This is a genomic window from Pseudomonas indica NBRC 103045 (genome assembly GCF_002091635.1).
GTDB classification, from domain to species: Bacteria; Pseudomonadota; Gammaproteobacteria; order Pseudomonadales; family Pseudomonadaceae; genus Pseudomonas_M; species Pseudomonas_M indica.
On sequence record NZ_BDAC01000018.1, the window covers coordinates 55580 to 79738 of the forward strand.

Sequence of the window (24159 nt, forward strand, 5' to 3'; positions counted from 1 at the left end):
TCGGTGCAACGAGTTTGTAGGGGCGAATTCATTCGCCCGGCGAGGGGGCGTCCCTACCCAAGAGCGATCACATCCAGCGGCTCACTGCGCACAGTAGACCTGGCGGATTTCCTGGGCGTAGAGGCAGCCGTGGAGCGGTTCGAGCTTGAGTGTCGAACCCGGCTTGCGGGCATACAGCAGGTTGAACAGGAGGTCGTCGTCCAGCGCGTTGTTCGGCCAGAGACCGGAAATGCGTCCGCTCTCCACACGCAGCAGGTAATGGCCGAGAAAGCCGAACTCGACGCTGCCGCTGGTCTCCAGGATGGTGTCGCCCTGGCGGGTCATGGCGTGGAAATGGTCCTTGCTGAACTGGATGCTGTGGCGCACCTCGGTCAATTCGCCCTTGCTCGACAGCACTTGTCCGCTCGAGGTGTAGCGGCCGCTGAGTTCGGCGGCAGAATTGATATTCGTCCAGGTTGCCAGCAGGCCGCCGCCGAACAGCACCGCGACCCCGGACAGGGTAGCGATGCCCCGGCCGGTCAAAGACGGCAGATTCATGGCAGGCACTCCAGCAGCATCTGGTCGGTCAGGTCGTCGATCCGTTTCCTGCTCACCGTCAGCGTGCGCATGCCGCCGTCCGGCTGACGGCAGAACACTTCGAAAAAGCCGGTGGTCATGGCGATCACCACGTCGACCGGTTTTTTCGCCAGGGTTGCCATGCGCGTGGTCAGGCCCTGGGTAGCCTTGCTCAGTTCGGGGAGCGCCTGTTCCTTTTCATCGATGTACTCGACGTGCAGCTTTCCCACCTGGGCATGGCTCCTGGCCAGTTCGCTCTGCAGGCCGATCCGGTGGATGTACTGCGCCACGTTGATGCCGAACAGGGCCAACAGGGCGAGCGCGAGCAGCGGCCATGTCGCGGTGCGTTTCATGGCCACCGGGGGTATGGCTGGCGGTGATTCGCTTTCTTCCGCTTCGACCACCGGTTCGTTGGCTGGCACCTGGGTCAGCAGGAACTGCGGATTGAATAGATAGCCCCGGCGCGGCAGGGTCTGGATGATCTGCCGCTTCTTTTCGTCGGCGAGCACCTGGCGCAGGGTATAGATCTGCTGGTTCAGGCTGCCCTGGCCGACGACCCGGTCCGACCAGGCGTGCGACATCAGCGCTTCGCGCGACACCACCTCGCCGGGCTCGAGCAACAAGCGCTCCAGCAACCGGCTTCCGGAGAAGCCGAGGTCGACTTTTTCCCGTTTGCCATCCACTTGCAGATCCAGCTGGTACAGGGCCGGATAGAAGCGCGCATAGCAATCGTCCTTGCCTGTTTTCAGTACCAGGCAAGAAAGATTCCCTGCTTCGCCGGTCACTTGAGGATCGTAAGGTGCGTTCATGTAGTCGACTGACGGTTTTACGGTGGAATGCCGTACATACTGAATAAAAGTGATGGCATTTTGACGTCAGAAAAATAGTGATGCAAGTACTGGTTTGAGTGTGACGATAGTGGTGGGTTCGTCAACGCAGCCTGTCTGGTTCGGGGAAGCGATTGGGTAAGCGAAGGGCAGGCCGGGCGGCTGCGGTTCCGGATTGCGCCAAGGCTTATCCGGGTTATGGACGCGTGTTTTTTGTAGGAGCCAGCTCTGCTGGCGAAGCGTCTGTGAGACCCACTTCGAGTGGCTAACAAACGAAAACGCCCCGAACCAGTCGGGGCGTTTGGGACGGGGTGGCGGATGCACCCCGCGCGTCGCTGCGGCTTAGCCGAGCAGGGACATGACCATGCCAGGCATCTGGCCGGCTTGCTTGAGCATGGAGATGCCGGACTGCATGAGCATGGAGTTCTTGGTCATGTTCGCGCTTTCCTTGGCGAAGTCGGCGTCCATGATGCGACCCTTGGCCATGTCGGTGTTGTCCTTCATGTTGGCCAGGTTGTTGTTGGTGTGGTTCAGGCGGTTGATGTTGGCGCCGAACTGGGCGCGCAGCGAGCCGACGTCGTCCAGGGCGGAAGCGATGGTGTCGATCATGGTGTTGGCGCCAGCGGCGGAAGCGATTTCAGTGCCTGCGGTGCCCGGAGTGGTGTAGTTGCTGGACAGGCCGTCCAGGGTGGTGCCCAGCGCGGCGGAAGCGGTGGTCACGTCCAGGGTCAGCTTCTCGGCAGTGGTGGCGCCGATCTGGAAGTCCACGGCGGCGGCGCCGAACTTGCCGGTGCTGCCGTCCAGGCCGAACAGTTTTTCGCCGGCGTAGCTGGTGTTGGTCATGATGTTGGCCAGCTCTTTGCCCAGTTCGTCGAACTCGGCTTGCAGGGCGTCACGGTCGGCCTGGGCGTTGGTGCCGTTGGCGGACTGGGTGGCCAGGTCCTTCATGCGCTGCAGGATGTCGGTCATTTCGTTGAACGCGCCTTCGGCGGTCTGCAGCATGGAGATGGCGTCGCCGGTGTTGCGCATGGCGACGTCCATGCCGCGGGACTGGGCGTTCAGACGGGTGGCGATCTGCAGACCGGCGGCGTCGTCGGCGGCGGAGTTGATGCGCAGGCCGGTGCCCAGACGCTGCTGGTTGGTGCCCAGGGCGTTGTTGGTCTTGGACAGGTTGGTTTGGGTTACCAGGGAGGAGTAGTTGGTGTGGATCGACAGAGCCATTTGGGTATTCCTTCTGCTTGAGCTTGAGAGAAGCTGGCTGTGTTTGCCTGCTGAAGGGGTAAGGCGACCGACTTCCGGCGCCGATTAAATGACTCTTCGAAAAATTTTTTGGTTCTGGCTATCAAGTGTTGTTGGAAAGACCCACCCCATCGCCGTTCCGGTATTCCCGGAGCCCGGGCATTTGTAGGAGCGAGCTCTGCTCGCGATGGAACCGCTCGGACGCTTCGCCAGCAGAGCTGGCTCCTACAAAAGCATGCGCCCGGATAAGCCTCATCCTCACTGAAACGTACTGGTCACCACCCCTGCTTCGAGCACCTTGGCGTCGATGACTTTTTCGCTGCTGAGGTTCTTCACCCGGATCACCGCGCCTTCGCGGCCGTTTTCCAGGGCTTCGCCCTGGGCCGAGGCGGCGATGCCGTCCTGGTTGGCGACGATGGTCACGCGCTGGCCGCGGCGGACCAGCAAGGGCGTGCCGAGCAGGGCGGGGGTGATCAGTTGGTTGGCGCGGATACGGCGCTTGGCGCCCTGGCCGATGACGTCGTCCGGGTCGTTGAAGAAGCCGCGCGGGGCCTTGGCGATGTTCAGTTCTTCCCGCTTGAGCTGGTCGGCGCCGATGGTCTGGCCGCGCTCGATCACCGTGCGCGCATGGACCACGGGCAGGAAGACGTTCGCCTGGCTGACCACGGCGACGGTCCAGCCGGGCTGGTCGGGGCAGTGCACGCTGTAGCGCTGGCGCGCCAGCAGGGACGGGTTGTCGCCGCTGACGCTCACTTGCGGCGGGACGGAGCAGGCCGGCAGAGCCGCCGTGGCGGACAGCGGGCTGCTGTCGTGGGTGAAACGCAGGCCCTGCCAACCCTGGCGGCTGGCTTCTTCCTGCAGCCGTTGCGCCAGATAGGCATGCACCGCCTCGTCGATCTGCTGCCTCGCCTCGGCGACGGCATGCAGCGGCGACAGGAGCGCGGCGAGCAGGAAAACCAGGCGGCGGCAGGCGGAAAGAACGCTTCCGCTTCCGCCCCGGCGACCCGCCGAAAGCGGAAGCAGGATGGCCCGAGGAGTCTCGGTTTCTCCAAAAAAGTCCAGGAAAATCAATCAGATGCTCGCATTTGTCAGGTTGGGCATGGTTTGTGCTCAAGCAAGGCCATGCTGAAACCTTGGTAGGTGTGGGTGATGAGTATACGGATTGAAGACGCGCTGGGCGTCCATGCGCGAGCGCTGGAGCTGCGGATGCAGCGCAGCGAGATTCTGGCCTCCAACCTGGCGAACGAGGACACCCCGGGCTTCCAGGCGCGGGACATCGATTTCGCTGGCGAAATGCAGCGGCTGGACAGCGACCGGCAACTGCACGTCGCCACCGCCGGCGCCGACCCGCAACTGAAGTACCGCGTGCCGACCCAGCCGTCGCAGGACGGCAACACGGTCGAGCTGAGCGTCGAGCAGGGCGCGTTCTCCAAGAACGTCATGGATTTCCAGACCAGCCTGACCTTTCTCAACATGAAATTCCGCGGCCTCAAGCAGGCCATCGAGGGACGTTGACGCCATGTCGTTCGATTCCATCTACCGCATCGCCAGTTCGTCGATGAACGCGCAGACCGTGCGCCTGAACACCGTGGCCAGCAACCTGGCCAATGCCGAGTCGGCCGCGACCAGCGCCGAAGATGTCTACCAGGCGCGCAAGCCGGTGTTCGCCGCGGTCTACGAGAACGGCGAGCTGACCCGCGACGCCGGCCTCGGCGGCGCCCATGTGCAGGTGCTCGACGTGGTCACCGCCGGTCGCGATCCGGTGCGCCGCTACGAGCCGGACAACCCCCTGGCCGACCGCGACGGCTACGTGTTCTACGCCAACGTCAACGAGATCGAGGAAATGACCGACATGATGTCGGCCAGTCGCAGCTTCGAGACCGGCGTCGAGGTGCTTAACCGGGTCAAGAGCATGCAGCAGAGCCTGCTCAAGCTGGGAGACGCCTGATGGCCACGGTCAACGCAACGAGCCAGTCGAATGCCGCGTCGCTCGATATCGATGCGGTGAAGAACCAGGCGGTGAACGTCAGCGACGCCACCCAGATGGAGAACAACTTCATCAGCCTGATGGTCGCCCAGATCAAGAATCAGGACCCGACCAAGCCGGTGGACAGCACCGAGTTCCTCAACCAGTACGCCGCCATGTCCCAGGTCAAAAGCATGGAGAACATGACGGCGCTCACCAAGAGCAACCTGGTGTTGCTCGACAACTTGCAGACCCTCACGGCGGCCGGCCTGGTCGGCCAGGACGTGAAGGTGGCGGCGAGCAGCCTGCAACTCGACGGCGACAGTGTCAGCGGCCGGCTCACCCAGGCGCATGCCTCGAGCAAGACGGTGCTGGTGCTCACCGATGTCAACGGCGTGAAAACCGAGGTGCCGCTCGGCTCCCAGGAAGCCGGCGCGGTGGAGTTCGTCGTCGATCCGAAGGCCCTTGGCCTGGCGCCCGGCAAATACAGCATCGAGGCGAAGACCGACAGCGGCGAGTACCCGACGGTGGAGGTCGCCGGCCGGGTGAAGCAGGTACGGGTCAGCAGCGAGGGCCCGGTGCTGGAAATCGAAGGCGTCGGCTCCGTGCCGTTCTACAACATCACCGAATTCGGTCAGACCCCGGTGGCCGGACTGCTCTAGCTCCTAACAGGAAGAATCGATATGAGTTTCAACATCGCCCTGACCGGCCTGAACGCGGTCACCGAACAGCTCGATGCCATCAGCAACAACATCGCTAACGCCGGCACCACGGGCTTCAAATCGTCGCGCGCCGAATTCGGCAGCATCTATGCCGACAGCCAGGCCATGGGTGTGGAGGTCCTCGGCCTGACCCAGAGCATCAGCCAGGGCGGCGCCCTGGTGACCACCGGTCGCAGCCTGGACCTGGCCATCTCCGGCGGTGGCTTCTTCGTCACCAAGGCGAGCAACGGCGACGTCAACTACACCCGCGCCGGCGTGTTCGGCGCCGACAAGAGCAACTACCTGGTCAACGTCTCCGGCCAGCGCCTGCAAGGCTACCCGGTGGACGCCGCCGGCAACCTGCTGGTGGGTGCGGTGGGCGACCTGCAACTGCAATCGGCCAACCTGCCGGCCAAGGCCACCGATGCGCTGGCCTTCGTCGCCAACCTGGACTCCAACGAGAGCGTTCCGGCGGTGGGGCCGTTCGATCCGGCCAACGTGGACACCTACAACTCCACCTACACCACCAAGGTCTTCGACTCCCAGGGCAAGGAACACACCCTGACCCAGTATTTCGTCAAGACCGCCGACAACACCTGGGATGCCTACTACTACGCCGACGGCGGCTCGGTGGGCGGCCCGCAGGCGCTGACCTTCGCCACCAACGGCTCGCTGGCGACGCCGGTGGGCGAGGTGACCGTGGGCTTCCCGCTGGCCGGGGTCGACCCGATGAGCGTCGCCATCGACTACAGCGGCACCAGCCAGTACGGCTCCGATTTCGTCGTCACCACCAACCGCGCCACCGGCTATTCGGCTGGCGAGCAGACCGGCCTGGCGGTGGAGAAGGACGGCATGGTCTACGCCAACTACAGCAACGGCCAGCGCATGCTGCAGGGCCAGGTGGTACTGGCCAACTTCACCAACCCCGGCGGCCTGCGCAACGTCAACGGCACCGCCTGGAGCGAGACCTCCGATTCCGGCGCGCCGCTGGTGGGGGCGCCGGGCGTCGGCATGTTCGGCGAGCTCAGTGCCGGGACCCTGGAAAGCTCCAACGTCGACCTGACCCAGCAACTGGTCGGGCTGATGGAAGGACAGCGCAACTACCAGGCCAACACCAAGGTGCTGTCCACCGACAAGGAACTCACCCAAGTGCTGTTCGGCGCGATCTGAGGTAAGCCATGGACCGTCTGGGATACACCGCGATGACCGCCGCGAGCCGCACCATGACCTCGCTGCAGGTGCGCGCCAACAACCTGGCCAACGTCAACACCCCCGGCTTTCGCGCCGACCTGGAGCAGGCCAAGGCCGTGGACGTCCAGGGCTACGGCTACGACAGCCGGCACATGGCGCTGGCCAAGAGCAACGGCGTGAGCCTGGCGCCGGGCGCGCTGATGGCCACCGGCCGCGACCTCGACTTCGCCATCCAGGGCAAGGGCTTGATCGCCCTGGAAGGCGCCGACGGCAAGGAGGTCTACACCCGCCACGGCAGCGTCCAGGTGGATGCCGAGCTGCGCCTGACCGTCAACGGCCGGCCGGTGCTCGGCGAGGGCGGCCCGATCGTCCTGCCGGAATACGACAGCCTGCACATCGGCTCCGACGGAGTGGTCTCGGTAATGCCGCGCGGCGATTACCTGATGGTCGAGGTGGACCGCATCAAGCGCGTCGACGTGCCGGCCTCCGACCTGGTGAAGGACGCCAGCGGCCTGCTGCGCACCAAGGACGGCCAGCCGGCCGAGGCCAGCGAGGAGGTGGCGCTGGTATCCGGCTACCTGGAAGCCAGTAACGTCTCGGCCATCGAACAACTGGTCGGCACCATGAGCCTCAATCGCCTGTTCGAGACCCAGGTGAAGATGATGAAAGCCGCCGAGGACTTGTCCGATGCGGGCAATCGCATGATTCGCGGCAGCTAAGCGGGAGTACGCGCAAATGAGTTCGGCACTTTGGGTCAGCAAGACCGGCCTGGCGGCACAGGACACCGCCATGGCGGCGGTGGCCAACAACCTGGCCAACGTCAACACCACCGGCTTCAAGAGCGACCGGGTGGTTTTCGAGGACCTGTTCTATTCCATCGAACTGCAGCCCGGTGCCCAGGCCGACCAGGTCAACACCGTGCCGTCCGGCATCCAACTGGGCAGCGGCGTGCGCGTCGCCGGCACGCAGAAGGTGTTCACCGAGGGCAGCATCCAGACCACCGGCCAGCCCATGGACCTGGCCATCATCGGCCACGGCTTCTTCCAGGTGGAAGCGCCGTCCGGGGAGATCTTCTACACCGAGAACGGCCAGTTCCAGCTCAACGCCGAGGGCGTGATGGTCAACGCCCAGGGCCTGCCGCTGGTGCCGGCCATCGAAGTGCCGGCCGGCAGCAGCCGTTTCACCGTGGGCAGCGACGGCACCGTCACCGCCGTGCTGGCCGGTGAGACCGTGCCGGTGGAGCTGGGCCAGATCTCCCTGGTCAACTTCGCCAACCCGGCCGGCCTCGAGGCCCTGGGCGGCAACCTCTACAAGGAAACCGTGGCCAGCGGCGAGCCGGTGGAAGGCGCACCGGGCGAGGAAGGCCTCGGCAGCCTCAAACAGGGCGTGCTGGAAGGCTCCAACGTGCAGGTGGTCGAGGCCATGGTCAACATGATCGCCATCCAGCGCGCCTATGAGGCCAACGCCAAGGTGCTGGACGCTTCTTCGAGCATGCAGCAGTTCCTCAACCAGACCGTTTGATGCCGATGATGCGTACCTTCAGCCTGTTCGTCCTGCTGGCCCTGCTCGCCGGCTGCCAGAGTTTCGACGAGATGCGCCCGGACGAGGACTCCAGCCAGTACGAGCCGCTGGAACTGGACTACAGCCTGCCGCCGACGTCGCGCGGCGGGCTGTTCCGCTCCGGCCATGCCGGCTCGCTGCTGCAGGACAAGCGCGCGCTACGGGTGGGTGACATCCTCACCGTGGTGCTGGACGAATCCACCCAGTCGAGCAAGAGCGCCGGCACCAGCTTCGGCAAGTCCTCCAGTGTCGGCATCGGCGTGCCCACCGTGCTCGGCAAGACCTACCCGAAGCTGGAAAGCTCGGCGGAGGCGGAGCGCGATTTCGAGGGCTCGGCCAAGAGTTCGCAGCAGAACACCCTGCGCGGCTCCATCGCCGTCACCGTGCACAAGGTCCTGCCCAACGGCGTGCTGCTGGTGAAGGGCGAGAAATCGCTGCGCCTGAACCAGGGTGACGAGTTCATCCGCCTGACCGGCCTGGTGCGCCTGGACGACATCGACCGCTTCAACCAGGTGTCCTCGCAGAACGTCGCCAACGCACGCATCTCCTACGCCGGTCGCGGCGTGCTCAACGACAGCAATTCGGCAGGCTGGCTGACGCGTTTCTTCACCCACCCCCTGTTTCCCCTCTGAGTGGTATCGCCCATGCGTCAGTTTTCCCGGTTCCTGCTGGCCGCCTGCGGCCTGATCTGGCAGACGGCCGCCCATGGCGTGCCGCTGATGGACCTCGTCGACATCGAAGGCATCCGCGGCAACCAGTTGATCGGCTACGGCCTGGTGGTCGGCCTCGACGGCACCGGCGACAAGAACCAGGTGAAGTTCACCAGCCAGTCGGTGGCGAACATGATCAAGCAGTTCGGCGTGAATCTGCCGCCGAACACCGATCCCAAGCTGAAGAACGCCGCCGCGGTGATGGTCACCGCCAACGTGCCGCCGTCCTACAGCGCCGGTCAGACCATCGACGTCACCGTGTCCTCCCTGGGCGATGCCAAGAGCCTGCGCGGCGGCCTGTTGCTGATGACGCCGCTGCAAGGCGTGGACGGCGAGACCTACGCCCTGGCCCAAGGCAACCTGGTGGTGGGCGGCCTCAAGGCGGAAGGCGCCAGCGGCTCCAGCGTGGCGATCAACAGCGCCACCACCGGCCTGATTCCCAACGGCGCCACCATCGAGCAGATGATCCCCAGCGATTTCGCCCAGCGCGATGACGTCATGCTGAACATCCGCAAGCCCAGCTTCCAGACCGCCAGCAAGGTGGTGGAGGCGGTCAACGCCCGCTTCGGCAGCGGCACCGCCACCGCCCTCGACGCCACCAAGGTATCGCTGCGCGCGCCGGTGTCGAGCAACCAGCGCATCGGCTTCATGGCCATGCTGGAAGCGGTCGAAGTGGACGAGGGCCGAGTCCGGCCGAAGGTGGTCTTCAACAGCCGCACCGGCACCGTGGTGGTCGGGCAGGGCGTGCGCGTGAAGGCGGCGGCGGTGGCCCACGGCACCCTCACCGTGACCATCAGCGAGAACCCCCAGGTCAGCCAGCCCGCGCCGTTCTCCCAGGGCCAGACGGCGGTGGTGCCGCAGTCCGACGTGGCGGTGACCCAGGACAAGAACGCCATGTTCAAGTGGCCGGAAGGCGCCAGCCTGGAAAGCATCATCAACACGGTGAACAGCCTCGGCGCCACGCCGGACGACGTGATGAGCATCCTGCAATCCCTGGAGCGGGCCGGCGCCCTGAACGCCGAGCTGATCGTGATCTGAGTGCGGACCCCATGAGCATCGTTTCCCTGAATCGCAATACCTCCGCCTCCGTCCAGGCCGATGGCAGCGGAGCCGCGCCGCGCGAGCAGTTGCAGCAGGCCGCCGAACAGTTCGAAGCCCTGTTTCTCCAGCAGATCCTCAAGCAGATGCGCAAGGCCGGCGACGTGCTGGCGGCGGACAACCCGATGCGCAGCCGCGAGCTGGACACCATGCGCGACTTCTACGACGAAGTGCTGGCCGAGACCCTGGCCGGCAAGAAGCAGACCGGCATCGCCGACCTGCTGGTGAAGCAGCTCTCCGGTGACGGCGCTTCCATCGCCGACATCGAGCAGGCCGGTGCGGCGGCACGCTCCGCCGAACTGTCGCGCGGCTCGCTGATCGAGCCGCTGGCGAGTACCTGGCGACGCGGCATGGATGGCCTGGCGGAAGCCTGGCAGCGCGGTACGGCCGGCTTCAAGGCGCTGGTGGAGAGCGTCATCGCCCAGGAATCCGCCGGGCGCATCGATGCGGTGTCGTCCAAGGGCGCGCGCGGCCTGATGCAGCTGATGCCGGAGACCGCCCGCGAGATGGCCGCCGAACTCGGCCTGGCCTACGACGAGGCGCGCCTGACCAGCGACGCGGCCTACAACAAGACCCTCGGCAGCGCCTACCTGAACAAGATGCTGGCGCGTTACGACGGCGAGCACGCGCTGGCCCTGGCCGCGTACAACGCCGGTCCCGGCCGGGTCGACGAGTGGCTGGAGCGCAACGGCGACCCGCGCCGCGGCGAGATCAGCGTCGGCGCCTGGATCGAGCGCATCCCGTTCAAGGAAACCCGCGACTACACCACGCGCATCCTGCGCAGCCTGCGGAACGCGCCACTGGCCGAAACCCCACGGGCGGAGCCGGGCGGGCTGGCCCAGGCCCTGCCGTTGCAGCCGCGCTGGACGGCGCAGACCCGTGCCCAGGTGGAACTGGCCGAGGGCGTGCGCCAGGGCGAGCTGCTGGGCGCCGCAGTGGGCAAGCGCATCGCCGTACAGGAGACGCCACGCGAACTACCGTCCGTCAGCGGCCCGGTGATCGAGCTGGCGCGATTTAAGTCCGCCGTCGATCCGGTCGCCTTGCAAGAGAAGAGCATCTCTCGATCCGCTGCCCCGGGCACCCATCAATCCCTGTCGGCGGCCTTTGCCCAACCGATCCGGATCGAGCGCAAGGAGACCTTGTCGTGAGTATCTTGAGCCAGATCGGCTACAGCGGTGTGCGGGCGTCGCAGGTGGCGCTGACCACCACCGGCCAGAACATCGCCAACGTCAACACCCCCGGCTTTAGCCGGCTCAACCCGGTGTTCGGCTCGCTGGCCGGGCAGGGCGGCCTGAGCGTCGGCGGCGGCGTGCAGGTCACCAGCATCCGCCGGCTGGCCAACGACTTCCAGAACCAGCAGCTGTGGCGCGCCAACACCGAGTTGAGCTACTACAGCAACGCCCAGCAGTACCTGACCTCGCTGGAAGGCCTGATGGCAGGTGAAGGCTCGAGCATCAGCGTCGGCCTCGACCGCTTCTTCGCCGCAGTGAGCGAAGCCAGCGCCTCGCCGGACTCCATCGCCCTGCGCCAGCAGATCCTCAGCGAAGCGAAGAACCTCAGCCAGCGCTTCAACGGCCTGGGCAGCAACATCGGCGCCCAACTCAACGCCCTGCACGAACAGCGCAGCGCCATGGCCGGCGAAGTCAACGGGCTGATCGGCAACATCGCGCTGCTCAACCGCAAGATCGTCGAGACCGAATCCGTCGGCGGCGACAGCACGGCGCTGCGCGACCACCGCGAAAGCCTGGTCAAGGACCTCAGCCAGTACGCCGCCCTGCGCGTCCACGAGACGCCGGACGGCGCCCTCAGCGTCGCCCTGGCCAACGGCCAGCCTTTGGTGGCGGGCAGCACGGCGGGGCAGTTGCAGGTGAACACGACCGCCAGCGGCGAACAGGTGGTGGCGCTGTCCTTCGCCGGCACCAGCTTCCCGCTCAAGCAGGACGGCTTCGGCGGCGCCCTGGGCGGTCTCTACGACAGCGAATACGCCAGCCTGCGCCCGGCGCTGGAGGCCCTGCACGACATGGCCGGGGCGCTGGCGCAGATGCTCAACGACACCCTGGTCACCGGCTTCGACCTCGCCGGCAACCCCGGCCAGCCCTTGCTGACCTACAACGCCGCCAGCACCACGGCGATGCTCAGCGTCAACGCGCTTGCCCCGGAGCAGTTGGCGTTCTCTTCCACGGCCGGCGAAACCGGCAACAACGAAGTGCTGCTGGCGCTGCTCGAACTGAAACGGCAGACCATCACCCTCGGCGGCAGCCAGGTCACCCTGAACGATGCCTATGCCGGGCTGCTCGGCCAGGTGGCCAGCGCCAGCCGGCAGAACCAGGCCGACCTGAAATCGGCCACGGCGGTGGCCGAGCAGGCCCAGGCCCAGCGCGACAGCGTCAGCGCCGTGAGCCTGGACGAGGAGGCGGTGAACCTGATGACCTACCAGCAGGCCTACCAGGCCAACATGAAGGTGATCAGTACCGCCAACCAGATGTTCGACGACATGCTCGCGGCGTTCTGACGGCGCCCCCGGAAACAGGATCGACTTCCATGCGGATCACCAACGCCCAGACCACCGCCCTGATGCACAACGCCATGAGCGCCAACTCCGCGCAACTGGGCAAACTCATGCAGCAGATGGCCACCGGACAGCGTCTCATGCTGCCCTCCGACGACCCCATCGCCAGCGTGCGCATCCTCCGCGTACAGCGCGAAGAGGCCAGCCTGACGCAGTACCGCAGCAACATCGCCAACGTCTCCAGCAGCCTGTCGGTGCAGGAAGCCAACCTGCAATCCACCTCGGACGCCATGCTCAACGTGCGCGACCTGCTGCTGTGGGCGGCCAACGGCTCCAACACCAGCGAGGACTTGTCGGCCATCGCCGGCGAACTGAGCAACATCGAGAAGACCCTGCTCAGCTTCGCCAACGTGCGTGACGAGGAGGGCCGCTACCTGTTCTCCGGTACCCTCAGCGACACCCCGGCGGTGACCTTCGATGCGGCCACCGAGACCTACGCCATCACCGGCAACGGCAAGCACCGTCAGGCGGCGGTGGCCAACGGCGTGCTGGTCGAGGAGAACGTCACCGCGCTGGACGTGTTCGGCACCGGCATCCCGATGCTCAACGAGCTGCACGCCCTGGTGAAGACCCTGCAGGACCCGGCCCTCGACGCGAACGACCCGGCGGTGCGCCAGCAGATCGACGACACCTTGCTGCGCCTGGACGAGACCCACGCCGGCGTACTCGGCGCGATCACCGAACTGGGGGGGCGGCAGAACACCCTGACGCTGCTCACCGACAGCAACGAGGAAGTCTCCCTGGTCAACCAGAAGATCGAAGGCGAACTGTCCCGGCTCGACTACGCCGGCGCATCCATCGACCTGAACAACTACCAGTTGTCCTTGCAGGCCACACAGAAGACCTACCTGAAGATTCATGAACTGTCGTTGTTCAGCCTGTTGTAAGCAGCCGAGGTAAGGCCATGAAGGTCGAAAAGCAGCTACCGGCCGTTGCCACCATCGATTCCCGTGAGCGGCGCCAGGCGGTCCTGCCGGATGCGCCGGCGACCGTGTCGCGCAAGGCTCCGGCCAATCCCGTCGATACGCACCGGGCGGAACGGGCCGCGGGGAAGAATGCGAATTTCAACCTGCAGCTCAACCAGCAACTGTCGTCGATGCAGTCGGCGGACAGCTACCTGGGCGAGCTGGCGGATCGCCTGGCCCAGCTCAAGCTCAGCCTCGGCCGCGAGCTGAGCAATTCGCAGCCCGGCGCGCGGGAAGCCGTGAAGCAGGCCATGCAGCAGGCCGACAGCCTGCTCCGGCAACGCGCCGAGCGCTCCGGCAACAGCCTCGACGCCAGCTTCAAGCTGCGCCTCAACGAGCCGGTGCGCAGCCGCTTCAGCCTGGAGGGCCTGGAGTCCATCGACGCCATCCGCCGTGCCGGCAAGGAGACGCTGCTGTTCAGCGGCGGACGCGCGCTGGCCGAGCCGGTGGCGGTGGTGCTCGACGAGGACATGAGCGAGCAGCAGATTCTGCGCCGCTTCAACGCCAGCCTCGGCCAGTCCGGCATCCGTGCCGAGCTGGATGCGGGCGGCGCAGTGAAGTTCACCGCGAAGGAGAGCGACTGGCAGCAGCTCAAGGGGCAGTTGGCGGTGCAGGGCGAGGGCAAGCTGTTCGCCAAGGGCAAGCCGACCCGCCTGGACAGCCACGAGGACGAACTGCTCAGCCTGCCGGCGGACAGCAGCCTGGACAGCTTCCGCGAGCTGCGCCGGGTGCTCGACGACGTGGTGCGCGCGCTGGACAAGATCGCCTCGCTGCGCGAGCAGCTCAGCCATCGGCAGGAGGAAATCCGCGAGTTTCTCGCCCGCCAGTCCCACCAGGACGAGAAGCAGTGGGCGCAGGATTACGCCAGCCTGGTGTTCAACCTGATGCGCCAGAGTCCATCCAGCTATGCGGCGGTCACCCAGACCGTGATCGCCCAGGCCAATATCAACCGTTTCACCGTGGTCAGTCTGCTTTCCTAGCGTTTGGGTGTTGTCGTGCCGATAACGGATCTTTTCAAGGGCGGCGGCAAGTCCGGCGCTTTTCGCGGGCTTTCGGAAGTCCTCGCCATACTGTTCCGCGACAAGCGGAGTTTGACGGAGGAGGCCGCGCTGGGCGATCTTGTGACGCCGCGTCGCGCCATTCCTGATGCCAGAAGCTCGGGCTCCGGGGCGCGATCGCCGCATCAGGACGCCGTTTCGGGCGATACACCGAGGAGCAACATGGTTTACGTACAACGGGACGCGGACGGACACATTCTTCGGGTCGAGCACGAGCCCTTCGACGAAATGACCGAAGTGCTGGCCGTCGAAAGCGAAGAGCTGCAGCGCTGGATCACCGCCAAGGAAGAAATGAAGGCGCGCCTCGACGCGCTGCGCAGTTCCGACCTCGACCTGATCCGCGTGCTTGAGGATGTGGTCAGCGTGCTGGTGGTACGCGGGCTGATCAGCTTCACCGACCTTCCCGAGGCCGCACGCCTCAAACTCGACCAACGCGCCTTGGCCCGCGCCGAAATCGAAGGCCTGGCCGACGTGCTCGGCGAAGAAAAGGACGTTTGAGTCAGTCCTGGTCTCCGTAGGCGAATAAATTCGCTCCTACAAGGAAAAGCCGGCCTCGTTCTTGTAGGAAAGGGCTCTGCTCGCGAACCGGGCCCCGCAAGAGCTTCGCCAGCAGCGCTGGCTCCTACGAAGCCACCGTGCCTGAAGCGAATCCCTGTAGGGGCGAATTCATTCGCCCGGCGAGGGCGGGTTGGCGCATCAATCCGCACCCTGAGAAAGGCGTAGCCCGCATTTCCTATATTCCCTCGAACCTGATTTCCGAAGAGCGACCAAGCCCAATTATTCATGGCCGCTCTTAATCGCCATGCAGCCTTAGTTCATCGAACTTGAACTGAAAGTACATATTTTCTCTTTTGCTAAACCTGTGCTAATCCTGAATCGAGCGGAGTTTGTTTTCTCCGGCTATTGTTTTTTTCGGATCGACACAGTAGTTTGCCGACATTCGTCAGCCACCCCTTAGCTCGGAGAGAAGAGATTGTCCAAGCTTGCCGAATTCCGCGCCGCCGAAAGAGCGCTTCAAGAACACCTGGCCCAGCTTGAATCGCTGAAAAAGGATGCGGCATTAAAGAAAGAACTCGAGTTCGAAGAAAAACTGCTGGCGCTGATGCAAAGCTACGACAAGGGCTTGCGGGATATCATCGCGATCCTCGATCCGGAGCCGGTCAGCGCCAAGCCGGGCAAGGCCGCCCGTGGTCCGCAGCGCCGCCAGCGCGCCGTCAAGGTCTACAAGAACCCGGAAACCGGTGAGGTCGTCGAGACCAAAGGCGGTAATCACAAGGTTCTGAAAGCCTGGAAAGAAAAGTACGGTGCGGAAAAGGTCGAAGGCTGGCTCCAGGCCTGATCTGCCCACCGTTAAGAAGCCCCGCGTAGCGGGGCTTTTTTATTTCAGGATATTCCGCTGCCAAGTTTCCATGTTATCTATCGCCTCATGCCGATATAAGCACTCGCGTACTACCGGTTATTGGCCGGGTTAAAGCGCTCGCGAGCTGTTTGGCAAAATGCTATCTCCGCTCTCTCGACAATATTCCCGTCGTTGCCGGTAAGCCAGCCGCGCAGGGACGAAGACTCACTTCGTTAGCAGCGATTTTCTGGTTTCTTTTCGATCAACCCCCACCGTTCAGACAGGCCAGGCTGGCGAAGTCGGTATGCATGCCGTCCAGGCGATTCAGCAGGCGGGTGCGCTGTTTGTCGTCGGCGAGCGCCATGACATCCACCAACAAACGAATGGCAGCCTGTTCGTTGCGGGCGAAGGTTTGTCGGTACTGTTCGTTCCAGAGTTCCTCGCGGCGTTGCAGCAGACGTGCGATGCGGGCCGGGAAGTCGTCGGCCTGGCGATGGGCGAGGGCGTCGCGGAATTCCGCCTGCCAGCGGGCGCGGTTATCCAGCCAGAGGCCATTCTGGTCGCCGAGCGACAGGGCCCACTCGCTCACCCGCTGGCGTTGCGCCGGGCTGAGACGGCCGAGCCAATTGCCCAGGCGTTTCTCCATGCGCTCGGTGCGCTCCTCCAGACGGTCGTCCCATTCGTCCCGTAGCTTCTCGCGGCGCTGGCGCATGTCCTTGTCCAGCGAGTCGTACAACTCCTGCACCTGGGCATCGGTCAGCTTGCGCAGAAGCTGGACGGTGGAGGGGGTGATTTCCTTGGCGATCTCCTCGATGGCGCCCTTCGCTTCCTCCAGGCGGGCACGCAGGTTGGCTTCGGTGACCTGCCCGGTCTCGACCTCGCGGTTGATCTCGTTCAGCCACTCGAGATAGGCCGGCAGCTGAGTCTTGCAATGCCAGGCGAGGTGTTCCTGCAAACGGGTCTTGAAGGTCTGCTCCTGCTCCGTGGTCATGCTCAGGTACTCGTTGACCGACCAGGGAATCAGCACGTCGAGGTTGCGATAGACCAGGCCGACTCGGGTACAGGAGACGAGCAGCAACAGCGCGCCGAGCGCCGCCACCAGCGGGAGTCGTTCGCGAAGGCGAGGAAAGATGCTGCGCATGAGGGCCTCTTCGTCGCGGATGTTTTCTTTAGGAAAACCTCTGGCGCGCAGAGTTTCCAGGAACCGCCGCTGCGTTGCCGACCATTGGCGTGAGCAAAGGACCATTCGGCGTGGTCTGGATGGAAGAGAGCAATGCGAAGGGCGCCATGGCCGCCATTCGAGGGGCCAGGGGCGGCCGGCGGACGCTTCGCGGCAATCGAATGAACTCGTCGACTGTGGAGGTGGACATGAAAACCGAAGTGATACAGCTCAAGGGCGACCAATTGCCGGATGTCTGGCGTCCCGCCTGGGAGGTGTGCTGGGCGATCGTCATGGACGGCTCGCTGATGGCTGGCCCTTACGCCTCGGAGGAGGAAGCACGTGCCTCGCTGGCGCAATCCTCGGTGTTTTCCGTCGACCTGGGCTGATTGCGCGATTCTCTAAGGATCGGGTGCATGGGCGCCGGCCAGGGCGGCGGGTTGGTCCACCAGGGCGCCGACCAGGCTCAGGGCCTTTTCGAACGAGGGATAGCCGCTCTTCGCCACGTCCAGTTCGGCGTAGCGCGCCCGGTAGGTTTCCGCCTTGAGCGGGTCGGGCGTCTCGAGCAGGTAGGGTTCGGCGTAGATCTTGTACATCAGCGCCGTGGCGTGTGGATGGCCCTTGTCGACCGCCTGTTGCAGCAGCTCCAGCACTTCGTCCACCTGGGGACCCATGCGGATCAGCATCACCGCCTTGTAGAACTCGGTTTCGCCGGTTTTGTCGTGGGGGGCTGCACGTTTGAGCAGCACATTGGCCAGTTCATAGGTTTCCGGGTCGCCGGACACGATCAGCAGCTTGGCCTGCAACAAGTCGTTCTGGTAGAGCAGGCTCTCCTCACGGCAACGGCTTTCGCTCCAGGGCGTGTCGCAGGGCTGCGAAGCGCAGCCGGCGAGAGGCAGCAGCAGAGCGAAGATGGTCCATCGTTTCATGGCGTTCCTCATGATCGGCGCGTCGGCTCCGCAGGTTCGACCGTCCTTCGCCCGTTGCGTTCGCCGCGCGGCTCTTCGCTTGAGTAAAGATGATCCGGGCCGAACGGGCCAAAGGGGGGAAGGCAATGCTGGATTGCATCATCGTCGGGGCGGGCCCGGCCGGGTTGACCGCGGCCATCTATCTGGCGCGCTTTCACCGGTCGTCGCAGGTGATCGACGGCGGCCCCGGTCGGGCGTCCCTGATTCCGATGTCCCATAACTACCCCGGTTTCCCGCCGGGCATCGCCGGCCCGGAGCTGCTCGAACGCTTGCGCTGCCAAGCACTGGATTTCGGGGCGACGATCACTGCCGCGCAGGCCCGGGCCCTGCGCCAGGAAACGCTGGGTTTCTGCCTGACCCTCGATGACGGGCGTGAGCTGGAGGCCCGGCGGGTACTGCTGGCGACCGGCATCGAAGACGAGTTGCCCGATATCCCCGACGCGGCGGAGGCCATTCGCTCCACCCGCGTGCGTCTGTGCGCGATCTGCGACGGCTACGAGGTGAACGGCGATGACGTGGCGGTGTACGGTCCGGCGGAGCGGGCGATTCGCCACGCGGTGTTCCTACGGACCTTCACCGACCGGGTCACCGTGATCGCGCATGGCGACTCGCAGGCCTGCGAGGACGCCCTGGCCTTGGCGCGCCACTATGGCATCCGGCTGGTCGGCGACCGTGTCGAGCGTCTGCAGATCGCTGCCGATCGCCGTGTCGGCATGCGTACCCGCAAGGGTGAGCAGTACTGGTTCGATGTGGTGTACCCGGCTTTGGGCGCACGGGTTCGCTCCGACCTGGCGCGGCCCCTGGGGGCCCGTTGCGACGAAGAGGGCCGGCTGTTCGTCGATGCTGCGCAGTGCACCAGTGTGCCGGGGCTGTACGCGGCGGGCGATGTGGTCAGTTCCTTGAACCAGGTCAGCGTCGCCACCGGCCAGGCGGCGCAGGCGGCCACATCCATTCACAACAGCCTGGAGGCCAATCCCTGGCGGCGTTGAGCGGCTCAGCCGCGCTTGCGCACCTGCGCGATGCTTTCCGGTACCAGGGCCTTCACGCAATTGCGGCCGTTCGCCTTGGCCAGGTAGAGGGCCCGGTCGGCGGTGGCGTAGAGCGCTTCGTAGCTGGCCGAATGTCGCGCCGGCAAGCTGGTCAGGCCAAAGCTGGCGGTGAGCCGTACTTCGCCGTGGTCGAGCGGCACGGGCGTAGTTTCCAGCAGGCGGCGCAGGTTTTCGGCATGTTTCGCCGCTTCCGTGGCGTCGGTGTCGGGCAGCAGCAGAATGAATTCCTCGCCGCCGAAGCGGGCGACGCTGTCGCCGGCCCGGGTGTGGCGCAGGAGCAGGTCGGCGGTCTGGCGGATCACTTTGTCGCCGACGGGGTGCCCATGGCGGTCGTTCACCTGTTTGAAGTGGTCGAGATCGACCATCAGCAGACTGAGGGGTTGCAGGCTGCGTTCCGCACGGGCCAGTTCGGCACGGATCAGGCGGTCGAACTCGCGGCGGTTGAGCAGGCCGGTGAGGGCATCGTGTCCGGCGAGGTATTCCAGTTGGCGGTGCTTTTCCGCCAGCTCCTCTTGTTGCCGCTGAATGCGTGCGAAGCCCTGCCAGAGAATCACCGACAGCAGCATGCCGAGCCCGCAGGCGCTCAGCCCGTTGACCTGGTTGGACAGGCGCAGCTGCGGATCGGGCTGGCTGAACTGCATGCCTGCTTCGAAGGCGGCCAGGGTGGCTGCATAGAAGGCCGCGGCCTCGCCGGGACGCATCAGGAATGCCAGGCCGGCCAAAGTGCAACCGAGCAGCAGGGGCGTGATGTTCGGGGTGACCCACTGGTCGATGCAGGCGATCGCCACGGCAAAGGCGAGTACCGCACCGATCGCCAGCCTCGTCAGCATCCCGATCGCCCAGGATGGCGGACGTCCGTGGCGCAGGCGGCGGGCGAGCAGGCCGAAACTGGTGAACAGCAATGCCAGTACGGCATGGCTGAGCATGATGCCCTGGCGCCAGAGGACTTCTTCCGGGTTGGCAGGGACCTTGGTCCAGAACACCAGGATATGGATCAGGTTGAAGGGCACCGCGAACAGCGCCAGCAGCGCGAGGCGCTTGAGGTTTTCCTGGCTGGCGAGCGGCTGCAGCGCGTCGTTGACGGCCGAGGCGGCGCGGAGCTTCTGTAGCGACGGACGGAACACGACGGATGACCCTAAGTGGCTGATGGCCAGCATAAAACATGGCGTCGCGGCTGTCGTCCGACTTGAGTCGAGTACCGGCACCGGAACGGCGGCCGGAGCGAAGCGAATGAATTGGTCCGGCGGGGGTCTGATCAGCAAGGACCGCATTCCATCAGGAGGATCGCCATGCGTGACCGTACCGCCCAACAGAGCCCGTTCCTTTCGCCTGCTTTCGTCCTGCCGCCCTACCTGCTCGATCGGGTGGCCCGCCACGGCAATGCACGGCTGCGCGCCCTGGCCAGCGACACCCTGGCGCTCGACCAGCATATGCGGGGCCTGCGCGCCGGGATGCCACGGGTCTCCAGCATTTCGGCACAGGCTCGCGCCTCGTCGCCCGGTCAGGTGCAGCGCGCGGTATACAGTGCCGAGCAGGGCAACCAGTTACCCGGCACCCTGGTGCGCGGCGAAGGCCAGCCGGCCAGCGGCGATCCGGCGGTGGACGAAGCCTACGAATACCTGGGCGCTACCTATGCACTGTTCTGGGAGGTCTACCAGCGGCATTCCATCGATGGCGCCGGCCTGCCGCTGATCGGCACGGTGCATTACGGGCAGGGCTATGAGAACGCCTTCTGGAATGGCGAGCAGATGGTGTTCGGCGATGGCGATGGGGAAATCTTCAACCGCTTCACCATCGCCGTCGATATCGTCGGCCATGAACTGGCGCACGGCGTCATCGAGCACGAGGCGGGGCTGATCTACCAGAACCAGGCGGGCGCGCTCAACGAATCCCTGTCCGATGTGTTCGGCAGCCTGGTCAAGCAATACCGCCTGAAACAGAACGCCGAGGAGGCCGACTGGCTGATCGGTGCCGGCCTGTTCACCTCGGCGGTCAAGGCCCGCGCATTGCGCTCCATGGCCGAGCCCGGCAGCGCCTACGACGACCCGGTGCTGGGCAAGGACCCGCAGCCGGGGCACATGAAGGATTTCGTCGACACCCACATTGACAACGGTGGCGTCCACATCAACTCGGGCATACCCAATCGTGCCTTCTACCTGGCGGCCATCGCCCTCGGTGGCCCGGCCTGGGAAAAGGCCGGGCGGGTCTGGTACGACGCCCTGCGCGACGAGCGCCTGGGCAGCAACGCCGATTTCGCTGCCTTCGCTCGCCTGACCCTGGACAACGCCGCTAAGCTTTTCGGGGCCAACAGCACCGAGCAGCAGGCCGTGAAGGCCGGTTGGGACGGTGTGGGAGTGACGACATGATCGAACTACCGCCTCTGGCTGCCGCCACCGGCCTGCGGGTAACCCGCGAAGGTGGGGTGGCCCATCTGCCCGGCCTGGTCCGGGCCTGTTCCATTGACCTGGCCAACTGCCCCGAGGCCGAGCGCCAGCAAGCCTGCGCTGCCGTCGAAACCGCCGCGCCGAAGGCCAGCGAACCCGGCCAGGCTGGGCGCGGCGACCAGCGCTATTTCCGTGTGGAGGTCAGCTTCCAGGGGCTCGAAGTGGAGCGGGTCAGCTTCAACGTACCGGAAACCGAAGCGCCGGAAGCGCTGGTGAACTTGTGGAAGCAGCGCGGGGAGTGAGGCTAGAGCCTGTTTACGATCTCGCGAGCTAGAGCCCTACAAGGCCTCGGCGGTCCCACAAAAACAGGCGAGGACGCGGAGTTTACGAGCTGTAAATGAGCAGTCCGACCGGGCTGGCGATCCAGCCTGTTTTCAACGCAGTAGGGCCGACGCGCAGCAGATCGTAAACAGGCTCTTAGAAGCGTTCGTGGACGCCGAGGAAGCGCCAGATGCCTGACGGCAGCTTGGCCATGGCCAGCCGGCCGATGCGGATGCGCTTCTGCCCCAGCACCTGCAGCCCGACGCTTTCGCACATATGACGGATCTGTCCGCTGCGCGGCGCCTTGAGGGCGAAGCGCAGGCGGTTCTCGCTCTGCCAACTGACCTTGCACGGCGCCAGCGCGACGCCTCGGTAACTGAGCCCATGATTGAGTCGGGCGAGCCCGTTCTCGGCGATCTGCCCGCTCACCTCGACGATGAACTCCTGTTCCAGCCGGTCGGCGTCCTCGCTCAACTTGCGCAGCACGCCGCGGTGCTGGCTGAACACCAACAGGCCACTGGCATCGGTATCGAGTGGCAGTGGCGCGCTGAGGTGGCGGAAGTGGCGTTTTACCGGGCGAATGCCGGAGCTGTCGTCGTCGGCCCGGCTATTGATGGCGAGCAGCGCCAGGGCTGCTGCCTCGTCCAGCCCGGCAGGCTTATGCAGCAACAGGGTCGCCGGCTCGATTGGCGCGGGCGTGGCGCCGGGCAGCAGTTCGATGCGCTGGTCCGCCACCTTGAACTGCGGCTCCTCGATCACCTGGCCGTCGACCAGGACCCAGCCGCCCTCGATATAGAGTTCGGCCTCGCGGCGTGAGCAGGGCAGCAGTTCGGCAAGGCGTTTGGATAGGCGGATGGGGTCGGTCATGGGAGGCTCGTGTGACTGAGGCGCGCCGGAAGGGCCGTCATTGTAACCGCAGATGTAGACGCCGCCAGGAATCGTCCGGCAGCGCCTACTGTTTTCCGTTCATGACGAACGAGGAGAGCCCCATGACCCGGACAACCCTGTGGATGGCCTGCGCCGTCGCCCTTTTTCTCCTCGGCGGCGCTCAGGCTGCGGAGACGTCGAAGCACGACAGCGAACGGGGGCCGCTGATGGTCACCGAGGTGGTCGGCGGGTTGGAGAATCCCTGGGCACTGGCTTTCCTGCCCGGCGACGAGGGGATGCTGATCACCGAGCGGCCGGGGCGCCTGCGCCTGCTCGAGCGCAGCGGCAATCTGTCCAGACCGCTGGCCGGTGTGCCGGAGGTCTTCGCCCGCAGCCAGGGCGGCTTGCTCGATGTGGCGGTGTCGCCGGACTTCGCCACGGATCGCCTGGTCTACCTGTCCTACGCCGAAGCGGGTGAGGGCGGGCATGCCGGTACCGCCGTCGGACGCGGCAAGCTGTCCGTCGACCGCACCCGCCTGGACGATTTCCAGGTGATCTTCCGCCAACAACCCAAGCTGTCGACCGGAATCCACTTCGGCTCGCGGCTGGTGTTCGATGGTAAAGGCCATCTGTTCATTGCCCTGGGCGAGAACAACGAACGGGCCACCGCCCAGGACCTGGACAAGCTGCAAGGCAAGCTGGTGCGCCTCTACCCGGACGGCAAGGTGCCGGATGACAACCCCTTCGCCGGCCGCAAGGGCGCGCGCCCGGAGATATGGTCCTACGGCCACCGCAACCAGCAGGGTGCCGCGCTCAACCCCTGGACCGGCCAGCTCTGGACCCACGAGCACGGCCCGCGCGGCGGCGACGAAATCAACATTCCCCAGGCTGGCAAGAACTACGGCTGGCCGCTCGCCACCCATGGCATCAACTACTCGCTGCTGCCGATTCCCGAAGCCAAGGGCAAGACCGCGCCGGGTACCGAGCTGCCGCACTACGTCTGGGAGAAATCGCCGGCCATCAGCGGGATGGCGTTCTACGACGCCGACCGTTTCCCGGCCTGGCAGCACAACCTGTTCATCGGCGCCCTGGCGGCGCAGACGCTGATCCGCCTGCAACTGGACGGCGACAGGGTGGTGCATGAGGAACGCCTGCTGGCAGACCTCGGCAGCCGCATCCGCGACGTGCGCCTGGGGCCGGATGGCTATCTCTACCTGCTGACCGACGAAGCGGACGGCAAGCTGTTGCGGGTTGGGTTGGAGGAGGGGAGTGAATGAGCGCTTCGTGCGGGCGCATTGGTGGGTTCGCCCAATTCGGGTGAAGCGGGCGAATGAATTCGCCCCTACCCGGAGACGATGGCTCTTCGTAGGAGCCAGCTCTGCTGGCGAATGACGTTACATAGCAGCTTCGTCAGTAGAGCCGTGGTGGTTTAGGGAAGTGTCCGACTCAACTCCGCCCCCTCACCCCCAACCCTCTCCCCAGCGGGGAGAGGGGGCAGTCCGTGCATCCCGTCACTCCGTGTAGGGGCGAATTCATTCGCCTGGCGGGGCTTCGTGGGCGAATGAATTCGCCCCTACCGGAGCCGCTGGCTCTTTCATAGGAGCCAGCTCTGCTGGCGAATCGCACTCCCTCG

27 protein-coding genes are annotated in these 24159 nt (G+C 65.2%); 19 read left to right on the top strand and 8 right to left on the bottom strand.

Annotation, left to right across the window (positions count from 1 at the left end):
• Nucleotides 1-81 precede the first annotated feature (81 nt).
• The 4 genes from PIN01S_RS19295 to flgA form a co-directional block, all read right to left on the bottom strand.
• Nucleotides 82-537: a hypothetical protein gene (locus PIN01S_RS19295; protein WP_084337968.1), complete on the bottom strand. Its 456-nt coding sequence runs from the start codon at nt 535-537 to the stop codon at nt 82-84.
• The gene (locus PIN01S_RS19300; RefSeq protein WP_084337970.1) at nt 534-1364 is read right to left on the bottom strand and encodes a winged helix-turn-helix domain-containing protein; all 831 of its coding nucleotides are present in this window, start codon (nt 1362-1364) and stop codon (nt 534-536) included. Before PIN01S_RS19300 ends, PIN01S_RS19295 begins: the two co-directional genes overlap by 4 nt.
• 360 nt (nt 1365-1724) lie before the next feature.
• Nucleotides 1725-2603: a lateral flagellin LafA gene (gene lafA / locus PIN01S_RS19305; RefSeq protein WP_084337972.1), complete on the bottom strand. Its 879-nt coding sequence runs from the start codon at nt 2601-2603 to the stop codon at nt 1725-1727.
• A gap of 276 nt (nt 2604-2879) precedes the next feature.
• Nucleotides 2880-3692 carry a flagellar basal body P-ring formation chaperone FlgA gene (gene flgA, locus PIN01S_RS19310; RefSeq protein ID WP_244506005.1) on the bottom strand — a complete coding sequence of 271 codons (813 nt, stop codon included), beginning with the start codon at nt 3690-3692 and terminating at the stop codon, nt 2880-2882.
• A gap of 78 nt (nt 3693-3770) precedes the next feature.
• On the opposite strand from flgA, the gene flgB reads away from it, so the two are divergent.
• The 14 genes from flgB to PIN01S_RS19380 all read left to right on the top strand — a co-directional run bounded on the left by flgB (nt 3771) and on the right by PIN01S_RS19380 (nt 15778).
• Nucleotides 3771-4136 carry a flagellar basal body rod protein FlgB gene (gene flgB / locus PIN01S_RS19315; RefSeq protein WP_084337974.1) on the top strand — a complete coding sequence of 122 codons (366 nt, stop codon included), beginning with the start codon at nt 3771-3773 and terminating at the stop codon, nt 4134-4136.
• Nucleotides 4137-4140: 4 nt separating this feature from the next.
• Complete coding sequence (gene flgC, locus PIN01S_RS19320; RefSeq protein WP_084337976.1) at nt 4141-4569, top strand: flagellar basal body rod protein FlgC; 429 nt, start codon at nt 4141-4143, stop codon at nt 4567-4569.
• Nucleotides 4569-5249: a flagellar hook assembly protein FlgD gene (gene flgD / locus PIN01S_RS19325; RefSeq protein WP_084337978.1), complete on the top strand. Its 681-nt coding sequence runs from the start codon at nt 4569-4571 to the stop codon at nt 5247-5249. The genes flgC and flgD overlap by 1 nt, the downstream gene beginning before the upstream one ends.
• 21 nt (nt 5250-5270) lie before the next feature.
• On the top strand, nt 5271-6458 hold the full coding sequence (gene flgE, locus PIN01S_RS19330; RefSeq protein WP_084337980.1) for a flagellar hook protein FlgE: 1188 nt from the start codon (nt 5271-5273) through the stop codon (nt 6456-6458).
• An 8-nt stretch (nt 6459-6466) separates the two neighbouring features.
• Complete coding sequence (locus PIN01S_RS19335; RefSeq protein WP_084337982.1) at nt 6467-7198, top strand: flagellar basal body rod protein FlgF; 732 nt, start codon at nt 6467-6469, stop codon at nt 7196-7198.
• 16 nt (nt 7199-7214) lie between these two features.
• On the top strand, nt 7215-8000 hold the full coding sequence (flgG, locus tag PIN01S_RS19340) for a flagellar basal-body rod protein FlgG (protein WP_084337984.1): 786 nt from the start codon (nt 7215-7217) through the stop codon (nt 7998-8000).
• An 8-nt stretch (nt 8001-8008) separates the two neighbouring features.
• Complete coding sequence (gene flgH, locus PIN01S_RS19345; protein WP_170837212.1) at nt 8009-8671, top strand: flagellar basal body L-ring protein FlgH; 663 nt, start codon at nt 8009-8011, stop codon at nt 8669-8671.
• Between the two features lie 12 nt (nt 8672-8683).
• Complete coding sequence (locus PIN01S_RS19350; RefSeq protein WP_084337985.1) at nt 8684-9787, top strand: flagellar basal body P-ring protein FlgI; 1104 nt, start codon at nt 8684-8686, stop codon at nt 9785-9787.
• Between the two features lie 11 nt (nt 9788-9798).
• Nucleotides 9799-10995, top strand: coding sequence for a lytic transglycosylase domain-containing protein (locus PIN01S_RS19355; protein ID WP_084337987.1), 1197 nt, complete (start codon nt 9799-9801; stop codon nt 10993-10995).
• On the top strand, nt 10992-12359 hold the full coding sequence (gene flgK / locus PIN01S_RS19360) for a flagellar hook-associated protein FlgK (protein WP_084337989.1): 1368 nt from the start codon (nt 10992-10994) through the stop codon (nt 12357-12359). Before PIN01S_RS19355 ends, flgK begins: the two co-directional genes overlap by 4 nt.
• 29 nt (nt 12360-12388) lie before the next feature.
• On the top strand, nt 12389-13303 hold the full coding sequence (gene flgL, locus PIN01S_RS19365) for a flagellar hook-associated protein FlgL (protein WP_084337991.1): 915 nt from the start codon (nt 12389-12391) through the stop codon (nt 13301-13303).
• Nucleotides 13304-13320: 17 nt separating this feature from the next.
• Entirely contained in the window at nt 13321-14361 is a 1041-nt protein-coding gene (locus PIN01S_RS19370) for a hypothetical protein (RefSeq protein ID WP_084337993.1), read from the top strand.
• Nucleotides 14362-14376: 15 nt separating this feature from the next.
• Nucleotides 14377-14937 (top strand): hypothetical protein, encoded by a 561-nt coding sequence (locus PIN01S_RS27645; RefSeq protein ID WP_425287684.1) that lies wholly within the window; start codon nt 14377-14379, stop codon nt 14935-14937.
• A gap of 475 nt (nt 14938-15412) precedes the next feature.
• Nucleotides 15413-15778: a histone-like nucleoid-structuring protein, MvaT/MvaU family gene (locus PIN01S_RS19380; protein ID WP_084337997.1), complete on the top strand. Its 366-nt coding sequence runs from the start codon at nt 15413-15415 to the stop codon at nt 15776-15778.
• 262 nt (nt 15779-16040) lie between these two features.
• On the opposite strand, the gene PIN01S_RS19385 is transcribed toward PIN01S_RS19380, so the two are convergent.
• Nucleotides 16041-16919 carry a DUF6279 family lipoprotein gene (locus PIN01S_RS19385; protein WP_244506004.1) on the bottom strand — a complete coding sequence of 293 codons (879 nt, stop codon included), beginning with the start codon at nt 16917-16919 and terminating at the stop codon, nt 16041-16043.
• A gap of 227 nt (nt 16920-17146) precedes the next feature.
• Here PIN01S_RS19385 and PIN01S_RS19390 point away from each other — a divergent pair, with 227 nt between their 5' ends.
• On the top strand, nt 17147-17326 hold the full coding sequence (locus PIN01S_RS19390) for a hypothetical protein (RefSeq protein WP_084337999.1): 180 nt from the start codon (nt 17147-17149) through the stop codon (nt 17324-17326).
• A gap of 12 nt (nt 17327-17338) precedes the next feature.
• Here PIN01S_RS19390 and PIN01S_RS19395 read toward each other — a convergent pair whose 3' ends face one another.
• Complete coding sequence (locus PIN01S_RS19395) at nt 17339-17866, bottom strand: hypothetical protein (protein ID WP_084338001.1); 528 nt, start codon at nt 17864-17866, stop codon at nt 17339-17341.
• Between the two features lie 125 nt (nt 17867-17991).
• On the opposite strand from PIN01S_RS19395, the gene PIN01S_RS19400 reads away from it, so the two are divergent.
• Entirely contained in the window at nt 17992-18894 is a 903-nt protein-coding gene (locus PIN01S_RS19400; protein ID WP_084338003.1) for an NAD(P)/FAD-dependent oxidoreductase, read from the top strand.
• Between the two features lie 5 nt (nt 18895-18899).
• Here the strand turns inward: PIN01S_RS19400 and PIN01S_RS19405 are convergent, their stop codons facing one another.
• Nucleotides 18900-20078 carry a GGDEF domain-containing protein gene (locus PIN01S_RS19405; RefSeq protein ID WP_084338119.1) on the bottom strand — a complete coding sequence of 393 codons (1179 nt, stop codon included), beginning with the start codon at nt 20076-20078 and terminating at the stop codon, nt 18900-18902.
• A gap of 165 nt (nt 20079-20243) precedes the next feature.
• Here PIN01S_RS19405 and PIN01S_RS19410 point away from each other — a divergent pair, with 165 nt between their 5' ends.
• Both PIN01S_RS19410 and PIN01S_RS19415 read left to right on the top strand, forming a co-directional pair.
• Nucleotides 20244-21320 (top strand): M4 family metallopeptidase, encoded by a 1077-nt coding sequence (locus PIN01S_RS19410; RefSeq protein ID WP_084338005.1) that lies wholly within the window; start codon nt 20244-20246, stop codon nt 21318-21320.
• On the top strand, nt 21317-21640 hold the full coding sequence (locus PIN01S_RS19415; protein ID WP_084338007.1) for a protealysin inhibitor emfourin: 324 nt from the start codon (nt 21317-21319) through the stop codon (nt 21638-21640). The genes PIN01S_RS19410 and PIN01S_RS19415 overlap by 4 nt, the downstream gene beginning before the upstream one ends.
• Nucleotides 21641-21815: 175 nt before the next feature.
• On the opposite strand, the gene PIN01S_RS19420 is transcribed toward PIN01S_RS19415, so the two are convergent.
• On the bottom strand, nt 21816-22526 hold the full coding sequence (locus tag PIN01S_RS19420) for an rRNA pseudouridine synthase (RefSeq protein ID WP_084338009.1): 711 nt from the start codon (nt 22524-22526) through the stop codon (nt 21816-21818).
• Between the two features lie 122 nt (nt 22527-22648).
• Here PIN01S_RS19420 and PIN01S_RS19425 point away from each other — a divergent pair, with 122 nt between their 5' ends.
• On the top strand, nt 22649-23803 hold the full coding sequence (locus tag PIN01S_RS19425) for a PQQ-dependent sugar dehydrogenase (protein ID WP_084338011.1): 1155 nt from the start codon (nt 22649-22651) through the stop codon (nt 23801-23803).
• The last annotated feature ends 356 nt before the right edge of the window (nt 23804-24159 follow it).